13 protein-coding genes and 2 riboswitches are annotated in these 16,749 nt (G+C 70.6%); of the genes, 4 read left to right on the top strand and 9 right to left on the bottom strand.

The features are described from left to right. Positions 1–276: 276 nt before the first annotated feature. The 9 genes from gcvP to MRBLMI12_RS00140 all read right to left on the bottom strand — a co-directional run bounded on the left by gcvP (position 277) and on the right by MRBLMI12_RS00140 (position 11,832). Positions 277–3,186 carry an aminomethyl-transferring glycine dehydrogenase gene (gcvP, locus tag MRBLMI12_RS00100; RefSeq protein WP_363352854.1) on the bottom strand — a complete coding sequence of 970 codons (2,910 nt, stop codon included), beginning with the start codon at positions 3,184–3,186 and terminating at the stop codon, positions 277–279. Next, positions 3,183–3,566: a glycine cleavage system protein GcvH gene (gene gcvH, locus MRBLMI12_RS00105; protein ID WP_363352856.1), complete on the bottom strand. Its 384-nt coding sequence runs from the start codon at positions 3,564–3,566 to the stop codon at positions 3,183–3,185. Before gcvH ends, gcvP begins: the two co-directional genes overlap by 4 nt. Further along, entirely contained in the window at positions 3,563–4,696 is a 1,134-nt protein-coding gene (gcvT, locus tag MRBLMI12_RS00110; protein WP_363352858.1) for a glycine cleavage system aminomethyltransferase GcvT, read from the bottom strand. The genes gcvH and gcvT overlap by 4 nt, the downstream gene beginning before the upstream one ends. 48 nt (positions 4,697–4,744) lie before the next feature. Beyond that, positions 4,745–4,846, bottom strand: a riboswitch (glycine riboswitch). A 1-nt stretch (position 4,847) separates the two neighbouring features. After that, positions 4,848–4,945, bottom strand: a riboswitch (glycine riboswitch). Positions 4,946–4,987: 42 nt separating this feature from the next. After that, entirely contained in the window at positions 4,988–6,160 is a 1,173-nt protein-coding gene (locus MRBLMI12_RS00115) for a MarP family serine protease (RefSeq protein ID WP_363352860.1), read from the bottom strand. 113 nt (positions 6,161–6,273) lie between these two features. Further along, positions 6,274–7,140: an ABC transporter ATP-binding protein gene (locus tag MRBLMI12_RS00120; RefSeq protein ID WP_363352862.1), complete on the bottom strand. Its 867-nt coding sequence runs from the start codon at positions 7,138–7,140 to the stop codon at positions 6,274–6,276. Then, positions 7,137–8,036 carry an ABC transporter ATP-binding protein gene (locus MRBLMI12_RS00125; protein ID WP_363352864.1) on the bottom strand — a complete coding sequence of 300 codons (900 nt, stop codon included), beginning with the start codon at positions 8,034–8,036 and terminating at the stop codon, positions 7,137–7,139. Before MRBLMI12_RS00125 ends, MRBLMI12_RS00120 begins: the two co-directional genes overlap by 4 nt. Further along, on the bottom strand, positions 8,033–9,013 hold the full coding sequence (locus MRBLMI12_RS00130) for an ABC transporter permease (RefSeq protein ID WP_363355680.1): 981 nt from the start codon (positions 9,011–9,013) through the stop codon (positions 8,033–8,035). The genes MRBLMI12_RS00125 and MRBLMI12_RS00130 overlap by 4 nt, the downstream gene beginning before the upstream one ends. A 103-nt stretch (positions 9,014–9,116) precedes the next feature. Beyond that, a complete protein-coding gene (locus MRBLMI12_RS00135; protein ID WP_363352866.1) occupies positions 9,117–10,112 on the bottom strand; it encodes an ABC transporter permease in 996 nt (331 codons plus the stop codon). Between the two features lie 43 nt (positions 10,113–10,155). Further along, positions 10,156–11,832: an ABC transporter substrate-binding protein gene (locus MRBLMI12_RS00140; RefSeq protein ID WP_363352868.1), complete on the bottom strand. Its 1,677-nt coding sequence runs from the start codon at positions 11,830–11,832 to the stop codon at positions 10,156–10,158. Positions 11,833–12,089: 257 nt separating this feature from the next. On the opposite strand from MRBLMI12_RS00140, the gene MRBLMI12_RS00145 reads away from it, so the two are divergent. Genes MRBLMI12_RS00145 through nadC form a run of 4 tightly spaced genes read left to right on the top strand, consistent with a single transcriptional unit; the run spans position 12,090 to position 16,746 of the window. Beyond that, positions 12,090–12,794, top strand: coding sequence for an NUDIX hydrolase (locus MRBLMI12_RS00145; RefSeq protein ID WP_363352870.1), 705 nt, complete (start codon positions 12,090–12,092; stop codon positions 12,792–12,794). Between the two features lie 24 nt (positions 12,795–12,818). After that, complete coding sequence (gene nadA, locus MRBLMI12_RS00150) at positions 12,819–14,171, top strand: quinolinate synthase NadA (protein ID WP_349427894.1); 1,353 nt, start codon at positions 12,819–12,821, stop codon at positions 14,169–14,171. Continuing rightward, positions 14,168–15,895, top strand: coding sequence for an L-aspartate oxidase (nadB, locus tag MRBLMI12_RS00155; RefSeq protein ID WP_363352873.1), 1,728 nt, complete (start codon positions 14,168–14,170; stop codon positions 15,893–15,895). The genes nadA and nadB overlap by 4 nt, the downstream gene beginning before the upstream one ends. Continuing rightward, positions 15,889–16,746, top strand: coding sequence for a carboxylating nicotinate-nucleotide diphosphorylase (gene nadC, locus MRBLMI12_RS00160; protein ID WP_363352875.1), 858 nt, complete (start codon positions 15,889–15,891; stop codon positions 16,744–16,746). Before nadB ends, nadC begins: the two co-directional genes overlap by 7 nt. The last annotated feature ends 3 nt before the right edge of the window (positions 16,747–16,749 follow it).

A 16,749-nucleotide genomic window follows, 5' to 3' on the forward strand; every position in this document is an offset into this window, starting at 1 on the left:
CGTCCGCCCGCTGGGGTCTCGCCGCGCCGCCGCATCGGCCACGCCGCGCCGCCGCATCGGCCACGCTGCAGGGCATCACCCGCACCCGACCGACCCGCGCGAGCCCCCCGCCTCCGCGAGACAACAGTGGGCGGACGAGACCGTGGGGTTCACCCAGGGTCTCGTCCGCCCGCTGGGGTCTCGCGGAGGTGAGGCCAGGGCCCACGGCGCGCCGCCCGGAGGCGGGAGCGAGCGGGATGCCGGGGGCACCGGCATCCCGTCGCTCAGGCGCCGGTGTCAGGCGAAGGCCTCGATCGGCGGGCACGCGCACACCAGGTTGCGGTCGCCGTAGGCCTGGTCGATGCGGCGCACCGGCGGCCAGTACTTGGTGCGGACGAGCGTGTGCACGGGGTACACGGCGGTCTCGCGCGAGTACGGGTGGCTCCACTCGCCGGCGACGACCGACTCGGCCGTGTGGGGGGCGTTCACCAGTGGGTTGTCGTCGGCGGGCCACTCCCCCGCCGCGACGCGCTCGGCTTCGGCCTTTATCGCGATCATGGCCTCGATGAAGCGCTCGATCTCGCCGAGGTCCTCCGACTCGGTCGGCTCGACCATGAGCGTGCCCGCGACCGGGAACGACATCGTCGGAGCGTGGAAGCCGTAGTCGATGAGCCGCTTGGCGACGTCGTCGACCGTGATCCCGGTCGCCTCGCGCAGCGGCCGCAGGTCGAGGATGCACTCGTGCGCGACGAGGCCGTCCTCGCCGGTGTAGAGCACCGGGTAGTGCTCGCGCAGGCGCACGGCGATGTAGTTCGCCGCGAGCACGGCAGCGGCGGTCGCGTCGCGCAGCCCCTCGGCGCCCATCATCCGCACGTACGCCCACGAGATCGGCAGGATGCCGGCGGAGCCGTGCGGCGCGGCCGAGATCGGTCCGCCGTCGAAGACGCCGCCCGCGTGGTCCCTGCGCTGCGAGAACGGGTGGCTCGGCAGGTAGGGAGCCAGGTGCGCCTTGGCCGCGACCGGGCCGACGCCCGGACCGCCGCCGCCGTGCGGGATCGCGAACGTCTTGTGCAGGTTGAGGTGCGAGACGTCGCCGCCCAGATCGCCGAACCGGGCGTAGCCGAGGAGCGCGTTGAGGTTCGCGCCGTCGATGTACACCTGGCCGCCCGCGTCGTGCACGGCCTGCGTGATCTCGAGCACGTCGTGCTCGTACACGCCGTGCGTCGACGGGTACGTGATCATCAGCGCCGCGAGCTCGTCGGCGTGCGCTGCGATCTTCGCCCGCAGGTCGTCGAGGTCGACGTTGCCGGCGTCGTCGCACGCGACCACGACGACGCGCATGCCGGCCAGGACGGCCGAGGCGGCGTTGGTGCCGTGCGCCGAGGACGGGATGAGGCACACCGTGCGTTCCTGGTCGCCGTTGGCGCGGTGGTAGCCGCGGATCGCCATGAGCCCGGCGAGCTCGCCCTGCGAGCCGGCGTTGGGCTGCAGCGACACCGCGTCGTACCCGGTGACCTCGGCGAGCCACACCTCGAGCTGCTCGATGAGCGCGAGGTAGCCGTGCACGTCGGCCTCGGGCGCGAACGGGTGCACGCGCGAGAACTCCGGCCACGACACCGCCGCCATCTCGGTGGCGGCGTTGAGCTTCATGGTGCACGAGCCCAGCGGGATCATGCCGCGGTCCAGCGCGTAGTCCCGGTCGGAGAGCTGCTTGAGGTAGCGCATCATCGCCGTCTCGGACCGGTGCGTGTTGAACACCGGGTGCGTGAGGAACTCCTCGACGCGGTGCAGCCCCGAGGGCACGCCGGCGAGGGGCTCGGCATCCGCGTACGGAAGCCTGCGCTCTCCCTGCTCGCCCGCTCCGAGGAACTCGTCCTCGGGCAGCCCGAAGGCCCACGCCACGGCAGCGAGATCATCGGCGGTGGTGGTCTCGTCGACCGACACCCCGACCGTCGCGTCGTCCGCCCAGAACAGCTGGTAGCCGCGCGAGCGGGCGCGCTCGATCACCCGTCGCGATGCACCCGGTGTCGCGACCCGGATGGTGTCGAAGAACGCGTCGGAGCGCAGCGACAGGCCGTACGAGCGCAGCCTGGCGGCGAGCGCCTCGGTCTTCTTCGCCACGTCGGTTGCGATCGCGCGCAGCCCGTCGGGGCCGTGGTACACCGCGTACATGGAGGCCATGACGGCCAGCAGCACCTGCGACGTGCAGATGTTCGACGTCGCCTTCTCGCGGCGGATGTGCTGCTCGCGGGTCTGCAGCGCCAGGCGGTACGCGGGGTGTCCCGCGGCATCCTGCGAGACGCCCACGAGGCGGCCGGGCAGCTGGCGCTCCAGACCCTGGCGCACGGCCATGTAGCCGGCGTGGGGGCCACCGAAGCCCAGGGGCACGCCGAAACGCTGCGTCGTCCCCACTGCGACGTCGGCCCCGAACGAGCCGGGCGAGCGCAGCAGGGTGAGTGCGAGCAGGTCGGCGGCCACGACGACGAGCGCGCCCGTCAGGTGCGCCGCGTCGACGACGCCTGCCGGGTCCCACACGTTGCCCGAGGCGCCCGGGTACTGGATCAGCACGCCGAACGGCTGGAGGGGCTCACCGGCCGCGTTCTCGAGCAGCGCGCCGTGGGCGAGGTCGAGCTCCACGAGCTCGATGCCGACCGCCGCCGCGCGATGGGCGAGGAGCGCCTTCGTCTGCGGCATGGTTTCGGTGTCGACGACGAAGACGTTCGATGGCGACTTCGAGCCTCGGCGCGCGACGAGCATGCCCTCGACGACCGCGGTCGACTCGTCGAGCATCGACGCGTTCGCGGTCGCGAGGCCCGTGAGGTCGGTCACCATCGTCTGGAAGTTGATGAGCGCCTCCAGGCGCCCCTGCGAGATCTCGGGCTGGTACGGCGTGTACGCGGTGTACCAGGACGGGTTCTCGAGAACGTTGCGCGCGATCACCGACGGGGTGATCGTGTCGGCGTAGCCGAGGCCGATCATCGGCCGGGCCGCGCGGTTCTGCGAGGCCAGCATGCGCAGCTCGGCGAGCGCCTCGGCCTCCGTCGCCGCCGGCGGGATGTCGCTCGTCGGGCGCGCCTGGGCATGGATGGATGCCGGCACCGCCGCCTGCACGAGCGCGTCGACGCTGTCGTAGCCCAGGGCGTCGAGCATCGTGCGCTGGGCCGCGGCATCCGTCCCGATATGACGATCGACGAACAGACCCGTCATTCGGCGCCGCCCGTGAGCGAGATGTACGCGTCGCGGTCGAGCAGGTCGGCGACCGCCGCCGGGTCGACCGTCAGCTTGACGAGCCAGCCGGCGCCGAACGGATCGGCGTTCACGAGCGACGGGTCGTCCACCACGGCCTCGTTGATCTCGAGGACCTCGCCGGTCAGCGGCGCGTAGAGCTCGCCGACGGACTTGGTGGATTCGATCTCGCCGACGACGGTTGCCGCGGTCACCGTGCTGCCCACCGCGGGCAGCTCGACGAACACGACGTCGCCGAGCTTGTCGGCCGCGTACGCGGTGATGCCGACGGTCGCGACGTCGCCGTCGAGGGCGACCCACTCGTGCTCGGCGGTGTACTTGAGGGCGGTGAGGTCGGTCATTTGTTCCTCCGGTAGAAGGGCAGTTCGGTCACGGTCGCGGGGATGCGGGTGCCCCGCACGTCGATGAAGAGCGGGGTGCCGGGAGCGCTCGCGGCCGGCGAGACGAAGGCCATGGCAATGGGATGCCCGAGCGTGGGGCTGAGCGCGCCGCTCGTGATCTCGCCGACCGGGGTGTCGGCGTCGGTCGCGTCGAACACGGCGTAGGCGGCGCGACCCGCGCGCCGGCCCTCACAGGCGAGGCCGACGAGCACCGGGGCATCGGGCGTCACGACCGCCGCGAGGCCGGCCTTGCCGACGAAGTCGTCTTTGTCGGCCGCCACGACGCGGCCGAGCCCGGCCTGTGCGGGCACGATGTCGCGCGAGAGCTCGTGGCCGTAGAGCGGCATCCCGGCCTCCAGGCGCAGCGTGTCGCGCGCGGCGAGGCCCGCGGGAACAAGTCCGAGCGGTTCGCCGGCGGCCAGCAGCGCGTCCCAGAGCGCCGGTGCGGAGGACGCTCTGATGTACAGCTCGAAGCCGTCCTCGCCGGTGTAGCCGGTGCGGCCAACGTGCATCGGCACGGGCTCCTCGCCCGGCGCTGCGAACCGCGCGTGCGCCATGCGGTAGTACTTGAGGTCGTCGAGCGGGGCCGAGAGACCGACGATCCCGGCCGTCGCCTCGAGGATCGCCTGCGATGCCGGGCCCTGCACCGCGACGAGCGCGATGTGGTCGGTCGCATCGTCGATGTCGACGTCGAACGACTGCGCGCGCTCCGCGAACGCCGCCGCGACGGCTGCGCGGTTCCCCGCGTTGGCGACGACCATCAGTCGCTCAGGGTTGTGGCGATAGACGATGACGTCGTCGATGATCCCGCCGTCGGCGTCCAGCACCAGGCTGTACTTCGCCTGGTCGTCGGTCATCGCCGACAGTCGTCCGGCGAGCGCGTAGTCCAGGAACGCCCCCGCCTCCGGTCCTTCGACCAGGAACTCGGCCATATGCGAGATGTCGAAGAGGCCTGCGGCTGTGCGCACCGCGTGGTGCTCCGCGAGGTCGGAGCTGTAGCGCACCGGCATGAGCCAGCCGCCGAAGTCGGTGAAGGAGGCGCCGAGCGCCTCGTGGCGGTCATGCAAGGCAGTCGTACGGAGTTCTGTCATGAGTTCTCCCGGTCGCGGACGGGCAGACGCCGATCGACGTCTGTGAACTCCCCCTCTGTCATGGGCCTGAGAGCTTCGCCGGATGCGGGGCATCCTGCTTTCACCGTCGGCGGATCTGCGAGCTTCGCTCGAAATCGCTTTCCAGAGTCGGCCTGCCCGAACGGTACGCGGTACCTGAGAGATTGGCGGGGAGGCTTGCTCCTTCGGTGCTCGGCGATCGCGCTGCCGAGGCTCTCCCGCCCGGGTGATGGGCCGTATTGACTTGCGCAGCAAGCATAGCGGTCGTGGTGGTCAGCCGACGCAGGAACCGGTCGACACGGTGTTCGAGAGCGACGGCGCGCGCGCCGCCACCGGGTCGAGCTCGGCCATCGTCATCGCGTAGCCGAGGTTCTCGTCGTTCTCCGCTCGGGCGAAGACCACACCGGCCACGGCTCCGTCGTCGGTGAGCAGCGGACCGCCCGAGTTGCCCGGGCGCACGACGGCGTCGAGCGCGTAGATCTCGCGCGGGTTCCACGACTCGTCGTACACGTCGGGCACGTTCGCGGTCCCCACCGATTCCACCCCGGCCGGGACCATGGTGAACGGGCCGCCGTACGGGTAGCCCTGCACCGCCGCCGCATCGCCGGCTGTCAGAGTCGGGGAGAACGGCAGGACGTCGGCGCCCAGGTCGTCCACGGCGATCACCGCGAGGTCGTCGATCGGATCGAAGTACACGACGCGTCCCTCACGCGCCGCCACGCCCGGCAGCTCGACGATGGGCGTGTCGACGCCGGCGACGACATGGGCGTTCGTGACGACGCGGTCCTCTGCGATGACGAAACCGCTCCCCGCCGATCCGCGCCCGCAGGCGTACGCGTTGCCCGACACGCGGGCGACGGATGCCGCGGCCCGCTGCAGCTCCGGATCGTCCAGGGCCACCGGGGGCGCGGGATCCACCGTCGCGGGGCCGAGCAGCTGGCCGAGGCCCGGCAGGCTGTCCTCCAATACCGCGCCGCGCAGTTGTGCCAGCGCCGCGGCGACCGGGTCGGGCGTGGCCGCCTCGATCCCGCGCAGGATGCCGGACGAGGCGACGGCGGACGACACGATCGGGATACCGGCGACGGCGATCGCCGGGGCGACGAACGCGAGGGCGAGGATCGCGGCGAGCACGGAGGCGATGCCGCCGAGGAAGCGCTCAATGCCGCGGAGCTTGAGCCGGTCCGCGCCGGAGCGCAGCGCCGAGCCGATGGCGGCGCCGATCGCGGCGCCGGCGAAGACGAGTCCGATCGCGCTGGCGATCACGGCGGGGCCGCGCCAGACGGGCGAGGGCACCCATGTGCTCACCAGCGGCGTCAGCCAGTAGGCCGCGAACGCGCCCGCGGCGAGCCCGGCGAGCGTGCCGATGCTGGCGAAGAAGCCGCGCTGGACACCGCCGATGCAGGCGGCCACGAGGAGGAGGACGATCAGCACGTCGACGACGATCATCCCCACTCCTTCCGCCGCCAGGACCCGTCTCGACAGGCTACGCACCCTGCCTGGGAGAACGACCCCGACCCCCGTTCCCCGGCGTGTCGGGGAAGCGGAGGTGGAGCGGTGCGTCAGGGCTGCTTCGCAGCCAGCTCCCGGCGCACCTCGTCGCGCAGCATCCCCTGGTTCTCGGGGTCGGGAGCGGCACCCAGCAGCGTCCGCGTGTAGTCGTGCTGCGGGTCGAGGATGACCGTATCGGCGGGCCCGCGCTCGACGATGTCACCGCGATACATCACCAGGATGTCGTCGGAGAAGTGCCGGGCGGTCGCGAGGTCGTGGGTGATGTAGAGCACGCCCAGATGGTCCTCGCGCTGCAACTGCGCGAGCAGGTTGAGCACGCCGAGACGGATCGACACGTCGAGCATCGACACCGGCTCGTCGGCGATGATGAACTGCGACCCGGGCGCGAGCGCCCTCGCGATCGCGACGCGCTGGCGCTGACCGCCCGACAGCTCGTGCGGGCGACGCTCGGCCATCTTGTCGGTCGGCGTGAGGCGCACGCGGTCGAGCAGCTCGAGCACGCGCCGGCGCACCTCCGCCTTGCCCATCCCGGGGTTGTGGATGCGCAGCGGGCGCTCGAGGTGATGCTCGATCGAGTGGAACGGGTTCAGCGACGCGAACGGGTCCTGGAACACCATCTGCACGTCGCCGCGGTAGGCCGCGACCTCGCGGCTGCGGTTGCCGGCCGGCTCGCCGTCCAGCAGGATCTGCCCGCTCGTCGGAGTCTCGAGGCGGGCGAGCATCTTCGCGATGGTGGACTTGCCCGAACCGGACTCCCCCACCAGCGCGATCGTGCGGCCTGCCTCGAGCGTGAACGAGACGTCCTTCACCGCGTGCAGGGTGGAGAAGCTCAGTCCGCTGCGGAGCCGGAAGTCCTTGACGAGGTTGCGGGCCTCGAGAGTGCGCTGTCCGCGCGCGGTGGCTGGCTGGGCGCTCATGCGGCTCCTCCTTCGAGCGGGACGGCGCCCGCGGCCGAGCCCAGCGTCGCCGAGACCGGCTGCGTGCCGGTGCGCACGAAGTCGCCCCGGTCGCCGCGCAGGCTCGGGAAGCTCGACAGCAGCTTCTTGGTGTACTCGTGCTGCGGGTCGCGGTAGATCTCGGTGGCGGTGCCGAGCTCGACGATCCCGCCCTGCAGCATGACGGCGATGCGGTCGCTGATCTCGATCAGCATGGGCAGGTCGTGCGTGATGAAGATCACGGCGAACCCGAGCCGCTCGCGCAGGCGCATGATCTCGCGGATGATGCCGCGCTGCACCACCACATCGAGCGCGGTGGTCGGCTCGTCCATGATCATGACCTGCGGGTCGAGCGCGAGCGCCATCGCGATCATGACGCGCTGCCGCATGCCGCCCGACAGCTCGTGCGGGAAGCTCGACAGGCGCTTCGGGTCGACGCCCACGAGCTCCAGGAGCTCCTCGCTGCGCTGCTGCTTCTCGCGCTTGGACATCTCCGGCCGGTGCGTCGTGAACACGTCGAACAGCTGGGCACGGACGTTGATGACCGGGTTGAGCGAGTTCATCGCGCCCTGGAAGACCATCGACACCTTGTCCCACCGGAAGCGGCGCAGCTCCTCGTCGGCGAGCCCCACGACGTCGACGTCCTCGCCGGAGCGGTCGTGGAACACGATCTCGCCGGACGTCATCAGCGCCGGCGGCTTCAGAAGCCGGTTGACTCCGTACGCGAGGGTGGACTTGCCGCAGCCCGATTCGCCGGCGAGTCCCAGGATCTCCCCCCGGTGCAATGTGAGCGACACGTCGCGCACCGCCTTCACCGGCGGGTCGACCTCGTACTCGATCGACACGTTCCTCGCCGTGAGGACGGCATCGCGGTTCATGCCTCGACTCCGTTCGTGGTGCGGACCGACTCGACACCGCGTCCGGCGCGCTTGGCCCGGCGCACGCGCCGCGCGTTCTCCGGGGCGAGCCGGAGCTTCGGGTTGATGATCTCGTCGATCGAGAAGTTGATCAGCGACAGCCCGGCGCCGAGCAGCGCGATCATGAGGCCGGGCGGGACGAACCACCACCAGGCGCCGGTTCCGAGCGCCTGACCCGTCTGCGCGTCGTTGAGCATCGTGCCCCACGTGATCGATCCGGTGGGTCCGAGTCCGAGGTACGACAGACCGGCTTCGCCGAGGATGGCGAAGATGATCGCGAAGAGGAATTGCGCAGCCAGGAGGGGCAGCAGGTTGGGCAGGATCTCGACGCGGATGATGCGCACCGTCTTCTCCCCCGCCACGCGGCTGGCGGCGACGTAGTCGCGTGACCGCAGCGAGCGCGCCTGCGCCCGGAGGACCACCGCCGAGCCCGCCCACCCGGTGATGCCGAGCACGACGGCCACCAGCATCCAGCTCCGCCCCGGGATATAGGTGGCGATCACCATGACGAGGGGAAGGCCGGGGATGACGAGCATGATGTTGGTGAACAGCGACAGGATCTCGTCCCACCAGCCGCCCTTGTAGCCGGCGATGATGCCGAAGACGATCGACAGGACGAGCGCGATGAGGCCCGCGGTGATGCCCACCATGAGCGACCCTCGTGTGCCCCACGCGAGCTGGGCAAGGACGTCGTAGCCGAGCTTGGTCGTGCCGAGGAGGTGTTCCGGGCTCGGCGGCGACAGCGCCGGGTTGTCGGAGTCCATCGGATCCTGGCAGAACAGCGGCCCCAGGATGCCGAACAGCACGATCCCGACGACGATGAGGAGGCCGAGGGCGAGCTTGAGCGACATCCGCGGGAGCAGCTGGCGGATGCCGCGCCGAGCGGCGGATGCCTCGTCTCGAGCCGCGATGACCTCGGCATCGACGGGCGGCGTCATGAGCGCGCCGGGGGCGACGATGGCGGGGTCGATGGTGCGGTCGGAGAGCGTCTCGGGGGCGCGCTCGAGATCGACGGTCGACGGTTCGGTCACTTCGACCCTCTCAGACATTGTGACGCGCTCTCGGGTCGATGAATCCGTAGACGATGTCCATGATGAAGTTCGCCGCGAGCACCGCGACCGTGATCACGAGGAACACGCCCTGCATCAGCGCGTAATCGCTGTTCTGCACGGACTGGATCATGAGCTTGCCGATCCCGGGGTAGGTGAACACCTGTTCCATCACGATGGAGCCGGCCACGACGAAGCCGAGCGAGATGCTGAAGCCCGCGATGGACGGGATCGCCGCGTTGCGCGTGGCATATGTGCGGAGGATGCGCATCGGCTTCAGTCCCTTGGCCTCGGCCGTGACGATGTAGTCCTCCGACACGGTCGACACCATCATGTTGCGCATGCCGAGCAGCCAGCCGCCGACCGAGCTCAGCACGATCGTGAGGGCCGGGAGGAACCCGTGATAGATCGCGCTGCCGATGAAGTCCCAGCTCCACTCCGGGCCGTCGGGGAACGCCCACACGTCGTAACCGCCGAAGATCGGGAAGATGCCGAGCGCGACCGAGAAGATCGCGACCAGCACCAGTGCCAGCCAGAAGTACGGGATCGACTGCAGCACGGTCGTGAAAGGCACGAGGTGATCCACCCAGGTGCCTCGCCGCCAGCCCACCCAGGCGCCGATCCCGACGCCGAGCACGAACGAGATCACGGTGGCGAGGCCCACCAGGATCACCGTCCATGGCAGGGCCGCGGCGATGAGCTCGGTCACCGGGGTCGGGTACTTCGTGACCGAGACGCCCAGGTCGCCCTGGAGCATCCGGCCCCAGTACGCGACGTACTGCTCCCACATCGACGACGAGTCGCCGCCGAGCAGGGCCTTGATGTTGCGGACGGTGGTCTCGGTGAGCTCGCCGCCCGCCCGCTGCATCTTCGCGAGGAGGATGTCGGCAGGGTCACCGGGCAGAAGCCTCGGCAGGAGGAAGTTGAGGGAGATCGTCGCCCACAGTGTCACCACGTAGAACGCGATCCGCCGCGCATAGAACTTCATTGCGGCCCGCTCCTCCGTGCCGCGGCTTCTGCCCGGTTCTGCATTACTTCACCGGCTCCAGGTGCTGGAGGACGTAGCCGGACGCGACCGAGCCCCAGGCGGGCGGGAAGGCGTACAGGTCGTCCTCGGTCGGCCACCCCGTGAAGTCCTTCGTGTTGAAGAACGTCTGGGTGGCGTTGATGACCAGCGGGATGTAGGGCAGGTCGCGCACGATCTCGGCCTGCACAGCGGCGTACGCCTCCTGCTTGACGGCCTCGTCGTTCGTGGCGGCGGCCGCGGCGACGGCCTCGTTTACGATCGCGTTGTCGTAGCGGCTGAAGTTCCAGCGACCGGCGGGAACCTCCTGACCGACCTGCGACGTCGACTCACCGATGAACCAGTCCTTGTAGATCTGGAACGGGTCGGCGACCGAGGTGCCGATGACGCCACCCATGATGAGCTGGTACTGACCGGTCTGGCGGGCGTCCGAGAACTCCTGCCACTGCACCGTCGAGGCGTTGACCTTGATGCCGGCCTCGGCAGCCTGCTCAGAGATGAGCTTCGCGGCGTCGTTGTAGTCGGTCCAGCCGTCGACCGAGACGAGGCTCAGCTCGAGCGGGGCGCCGTCCTTCGCGTAGAAGCCGTCGCCGCCCTTCGCGTAGCCGGCGGCCTCGAGGATCTCACCGGCGGCCGCCGCGTCGGGCGACTGCGGGCTGACCTCGTTCGCCGGGTCGGCGACCCACTTCTGGTCACGCGGCAGCAGCGCGAAGGTGGGCGAGATGTCGCCGGTCAGGCCGACGAACGCCTTCTCCTTGATCGTGCCGCGGTCGATCGCGACGTTGAGCGCCTGGCGGACGGCCACGTCGGTCTGCGGACCGGTGCAGCCGAGGTCCGCGTTGGAGCAGGTGTACAGCACCGTCGGGTCCTGCGGCGTGTTCAGCATGCTGATCACGCCGTTGGAGGTCACCGAGTCGGGGTTCGGCACGAACATCCCGGTCCAGTCGAGCTCGCCGGCGGTGAGCAGGTCCTGCGCCGACTGGTTCGCGTCGATGCCGATGTACTGCACCTTCTTGATCGCGGGCACGCCCTCGTCGCGGAACTCGTCGTTCGCGACGACGGTGTAAGAGGCATCCGTCACCTTGTCGACGACGTACGGACCGGTGCCGACCGGCTCCTCGTCGGTGAAGGTGGTGTAGTCGTCGACCTCCGACCAGATGTGCTCGGGCAGCATCCAGGTGGTCCCGAGGATCTGGAACTCGTTGGTGAACTGGGGCGTCTCGTAGGTGAGCACGACGGTCGTGTCGTCGGTCGCCTCGGCCGAGACGAGACCGTCGCGGTGGTTCGGCTCGTAGTTGAACGTGAACGCGGCGTCGTCGGCGGTGAAGTCCTCGCCGTCGTTCCACTTCACGCCGTCCTTGAGCTTCACCGTGATGACGGTGCCGTCCTCGTTGTACTCGAAGCTCTCGCCGAGCATCGGAGCAGGCGCCTCGTCGGCCGTCTTGTTGTAGAAGAACAGCGGCTCGTAGATCGGACCGAGTGCGGCGTGCAGCACGCTCGGCGAGAAGGGGTTGAAGTTGGCCTCGATGGGAGTCTGGCTGCCGGCCCAGACCCTGAGGGTGCGTCCTTCGGAATCACCGCTGTCGTCGCCGCCACCACCGGCGCAGCCCGACAGGCCGATGCCGAGGATAGCTGTCCCGGCTACGGCGATGAGCGCCGCTCGGCGCTTCGCGTTTCGAATCATCGTTGGTTCTTTCTCTCGTGCGGCATTGCAGGGAGGAGTGCGAGGGCACCCGGGCATTCATTAAGTACTGAGCCCTAACAAATGTTTGAACGTAAACCTAACAAACATTCCCGCCGCTCCGCATCCCTCCGAGCCCGTCGGCGCGTCACGTCTTCGCAACGGTTCACGCGAAGGTCGAGTCGCACGCGTCGGTTACGGTCCCGGTTTGGCTTCTGGTCGTCATGACACTATGATCGATTCCGACAGTTAGAGTCACTATGACCAGAACAGCTCCTGACACCCTCTCCCCCGCCGACGCGATCCGCGTGGCGGTGTCGACCGTGATCTTCACGCTGCGCCGCCTGCCCGGCAGCGACGCGGTCCAGGTCGTGCTCCCGCTCGTGCGCCGCACGCGCGATCCGCACGAGGGGCAGTGGGCGCTTCCGGGCGGCTGGCTCGACGCGACGGAGGGGCTCGCCGCTGCGGCGTCCCGCACCCTCGGCGAGACGACCGGACTCGCGCCGAGCTATCTCGAGCAGCTGTACGCGTTCGGCGCCGTCGATCGCTCCCCCACCCGCGTCGTCTCGATCGTGTACTGGGCGCTGCTGCGCGGGGACGAGATCACCGACAGCACCGTCGAGAACGTCTCGTGGTTCGACGCCGCGTCACTGCCCTCGCTCGCCTTCGATCACAACGAGATCGTCGAGTACGCGCTGTGGCGCCTGCGCAACAAGGTCGGCTACAGCCGCATCGCACACGGCCTCCTCGCCGACGAGTTCACGCTGGCGGATCTGCGAGAGGTGTACGAGGCCATCCTCGGCCGGCGGCTCGACCCGGCGAACTTCCGCCGACAGGTGGAGAACTCCGGCACCCTCATCCCCACCGACCGCTTCCGCACCGGCAGCCACCGCCCGGCGCGCCTGTACCGCTACAACCAGGATGTCGAGCTCGCCGACCGCGGCCCGCTCGACGCCCGCGACTGACCCCACCCGAACGGAGCGCCCGACATGCCTGCCGTCAGCATCACCCTCAATCCTCGACCCGAGCTCGATGCCTCCGTCGATCACGCGATCCAGGCGATCATCGCGGGCGCGTCGACCGGCGAGACCTGTAACACCGATCTCGCCGCCGGCCCGTGGGACTTCGACACGCGCCCCGGCTACGGTCCGGGCTCATCGATGGGCGACGTCATCCCCACGGGATCCCCGCGCCAGGGCGAGCTGCCCCGCGCGTACCGCGAGGCGTCCGAGCCGGAGCTCGCCGAACGCATCCGCATCGCCAAGGCCACCCTCGGCGACCGGGTCGTGGTGCTCGGCCACTTCTACCAGCGCGAAGAGGTCATCGTGCACGCCGACTACGTGGGCGACTCGTTCCAGCTCGCGAACGCGGCGCTGGAGCACCCGGATGCCGAGGCCATCGTGTTCTGCGGCGTCCACTTCATGGCCGAGACCGCGGATCTGCTGTCGCGCCCCGAGCAGGCCGTGATCCTGCCGAACCTCGCCGCCGGCTGCTCGATGGCCGACATGGCAGACATCGACCAGGTCGAGGACTGCTGGGAGCAGCTCGCCGAGGTGTACGGCGACATGGACGCCGTGGACGCGGACGGCCTCGTGCCCGTCATCCCGGTCACCTACATGAACTCCTCTGCCGCGATCAAGGGCTTCGTCGGCCGGCACGGCGGCATCGTCTGCACGTCGTCCAACGCGCGGACCGTGCTGGAGTGGGCGTTCCAGCGCGGCCGCCGCGTGCTCTTCTTCCCCGACCAGCACCTCGGCCGCAACACCGCGAAGGCGATGGGCGTGCCGCTCGAGCAGATGCCGATGTGGAATCCGCGCAAGCCGCTGGGCGGGGCATCCGTCGACGCCATCGAGGACGCTCGCGTCATCCTGTGGCACGGCTTCTGCTCGGTGCACCGCCGCTTCTCGGTCGAGCAGATCGAGAAGGCGCGGGCCGAGCACCCCGGCGTGCGGGTCATCGTGCACCCCGAGTGCCCGATGGACGTCGTGGACGCCGCCGACGAGTCCGGTTCGACCGACTACATCCGCAAGGCGATCGAAGCGGCCACCGAGCCCAGCGTGTTCGCGATCGGCACCGAGGTGAACCTCGTGCAGCGCCTCGCTGCCGAGCACCCGCAGCACGAGATCTTCTGCCTCGACCCGGTGGTGTGCCCGTGCTCGACGATGTATCGCATCCACCCGGGGTACCTCGCGTGGGTGCTCGAGGGGCTCGTCGACGGCGAGGTGCGCAACCGCATCACCGTGCCGCAGGACGTCGCCGACCCGGCGCGCCTGGCACTGGAGCGGATGCTGGCGGCCAAGCCCCCGGCAGCGCCCGCGGCTGCCTGGGAGAACGCGTCATGACCGTGCCCGCTGCAGAGCCCCGCGCGATCGTCGTCGGCTCGGGGATCGCCGGACTGCTGACCGCGCTGCACGCCGTCGCGCACGGCTGCCGCGTGACGCTCGTCACCAAGGACGTGCTCGAGCACGCGAACACCCGCTACGCACAGGGCGGGATCGCCGGCGTCATGTTCGACGACGACCGGGTCGAGGACCACGTGCGCGACACGCTCGTGGCGGGCGCCGGGCTCAGCGATGCTGACGCCGTGCGGGTGCTCGTCGACGAGGGCCCGGCCCGCATCCGCGAGCTCATCGCGCTCGGCGTCGCGTTCGACCGCGACGCCGCCGGCGGGTTCGTGAAGGGCCTCGAGGCCGCCCACTCGTATCCGCGCATCCTGCACGCGGGCGGCGACGCGACCGGCACGGCGATCGAGAAGGCGCTGGTCGCCGGGCTGCGCGCGAGCGACGTGACCGTGGTCGAGCACGCCTTCCTGGTGGGCCTCGTGCTCGACGACGTCGCCGCGCCCGCCGCGGGCGCTCGACGGGTCGCCGGGGTGGAGCTGCTCATCGGTGAGACGGATGCCGCCCCCGGCCGCCGCGAGACGCTCCACGCGGACGCGGTCGTGCTGGCGACGGGCGGCGCCGGCGAGCTGTACGCGCACTCGACCAATCCCGAGGTGGCGACGGGCGACGGCATCGCCGCGGCGATCCGCGCGGGAGCCGAGGTCGCCGACCTCGAGTTCTTCCAGTTCCATCCGACGGTTCTGGCCGTGGGCGAGTCGTTCCTGGTGTCGGAGGCCGTGCGCGGCGAGGGTGCGACGCTGGTCGACGAGCACGGGCGCCGGTTCATCTTCGATGCCCACCCCGACGGCGAGCTCGCGCCTCGCGACGTCGTCGCCCGGGCGATCGCAGGGCAGATGGAGGCGCAGGGCGGACGCCCGGTGCTCCTCGACGCGACGCACATCCACTCCTCGGACGCCGACGAGCGCGCGGCGTTCCTCGCACGGCGCTTCCCGACGATCGATCGCGCCGTGCGCGAGCGGGGTCTCGACTGGGCGCGCGAGCCGATCCCGGTGACGCCGGCCGCCCACTATCTGATGGGCGGCATCGCCAGCGACCTGTTCGGCCGCACGTCCCTGCCGGGTCTCTACGCCGTGGGCGAGGTCGCCCGCACCGGCGTGCACGGGGCGAACCGCCTCGCGTCGAACTCGCTGCTCGAGGGCGCGGTGTTCGGCGCGCGTGCCGGCGACGTGATCGCCGCCGACGCGGCGTCCGCGACGTGGAGCGGCCCGAGGCGTGTCGTCTCGTCGCCGCGCTCCTCGCTCGACGACGGGGACGCCACCCCGTTCGACGCGCGCAGCGAGACCATCGGCGCTCGCCCTGCCGCGGCGCCGTTCACGCGGCGAGCGCTGCAGCAGCTCATGTGGGAGCACGCCGGCCTCGTGCGCGACGAGGAGGGACTCGGGGACGCGGCATCCCTCATCGCCCACTGGCGCGAGCAACTGCGCACCCCGGTCACCGAGCACGACTTCGAGGACGAGAACCTGCTGCTCCTCGCCGCGCAGGTCGTCGCCGCGGCCCGCGCCCGCCGGGAGTCCGTCGGCGCCCACTTCCGCTCCGACGACCCTGCGGCCGCAACTCCGCGGGATCCGCACGCGGCCTCGGTCACGGGGGCTCCCGTCACGTCGGTCGCCGCGCTTCGCAGGATTTCGGCACTTCCGGTCGCCGAGGAGGCGGTCGCATGCTGACCCGGGCGATCATCGACCGCACGGTCGCGGCCGCGCTCGAAGAGGACGCGCCGTGGGGCGACCTCACGAGCGAGGCGCTCATCCCCGAGAACGCGGTCGCCCGCGCCGACCTGGTGGCGCGGGAACGCGGCGTGTTCTCGGGGGGCGAGGTGTTCGAGGCCGCGTTCCGCCTGACCGATCCCGCCATCGACGTCCAGCTCGTCGTCGAGGACGGCGAGTGGTTCGAGCCGGGCGCGGTGCTCGCGGTCGTGACCGGACCCGCCCGCGGAGTGCTCACGGCCGAGCGCATCGGGCTCAACTTCGTCCAGCGGATGTCGGGCATCGCGACGCTCACCGGCACCTACGTCGGCGAGGTGGCCCACACCGGCGCCCGCATCGCAGACACGCGCAAGACGACACCGGGCCTGCGCGCCTTCGAGCGCAAGGCCGTGCGCGACGGCGGCGGTCGCAACCACCGTCACTCGCTGTCGGACGCCGTCATGGCGAAGGACAACCACCTGGCGGTGCTGGCCCAGAAGGGCGTCTCGCCGACGGCGGCGCTGCTCGCCGCGAAGGACCTCCTCCCCCACACCACGCACATCGAGGTCGAGGTCGACCGGCTCGAGCAGATCGAGCCCGTGCTCGCCGCTGGGATCGGCACGATCATGCTCGACAACTTCTCGCTGGACGACCTGCGCGCCGGCGTCGCCCAGGTCGCGGGTCGCGCGACGGTCGAAGCGTCGGGCGGCGTGTCGCTCGAGACGGTGCGCGCCATCGCCGAGACGGGCGTCGACGTGATCTCGGTCGGCGCCCTGACCCACTCCGCCCGCGCGCTCGATCTGGGGCTCGACGTGCGGATCGACGCCTCCTGAACC

It is taken from the genome of Microbacterium sp. LMI12-1-1.1 (assembly GCF_040676455.1).
GTDB lineage: Bacteria > Actinomycetota > Actinomycetes > Actinomycetales > Microbacteriaceae > Microbacterium.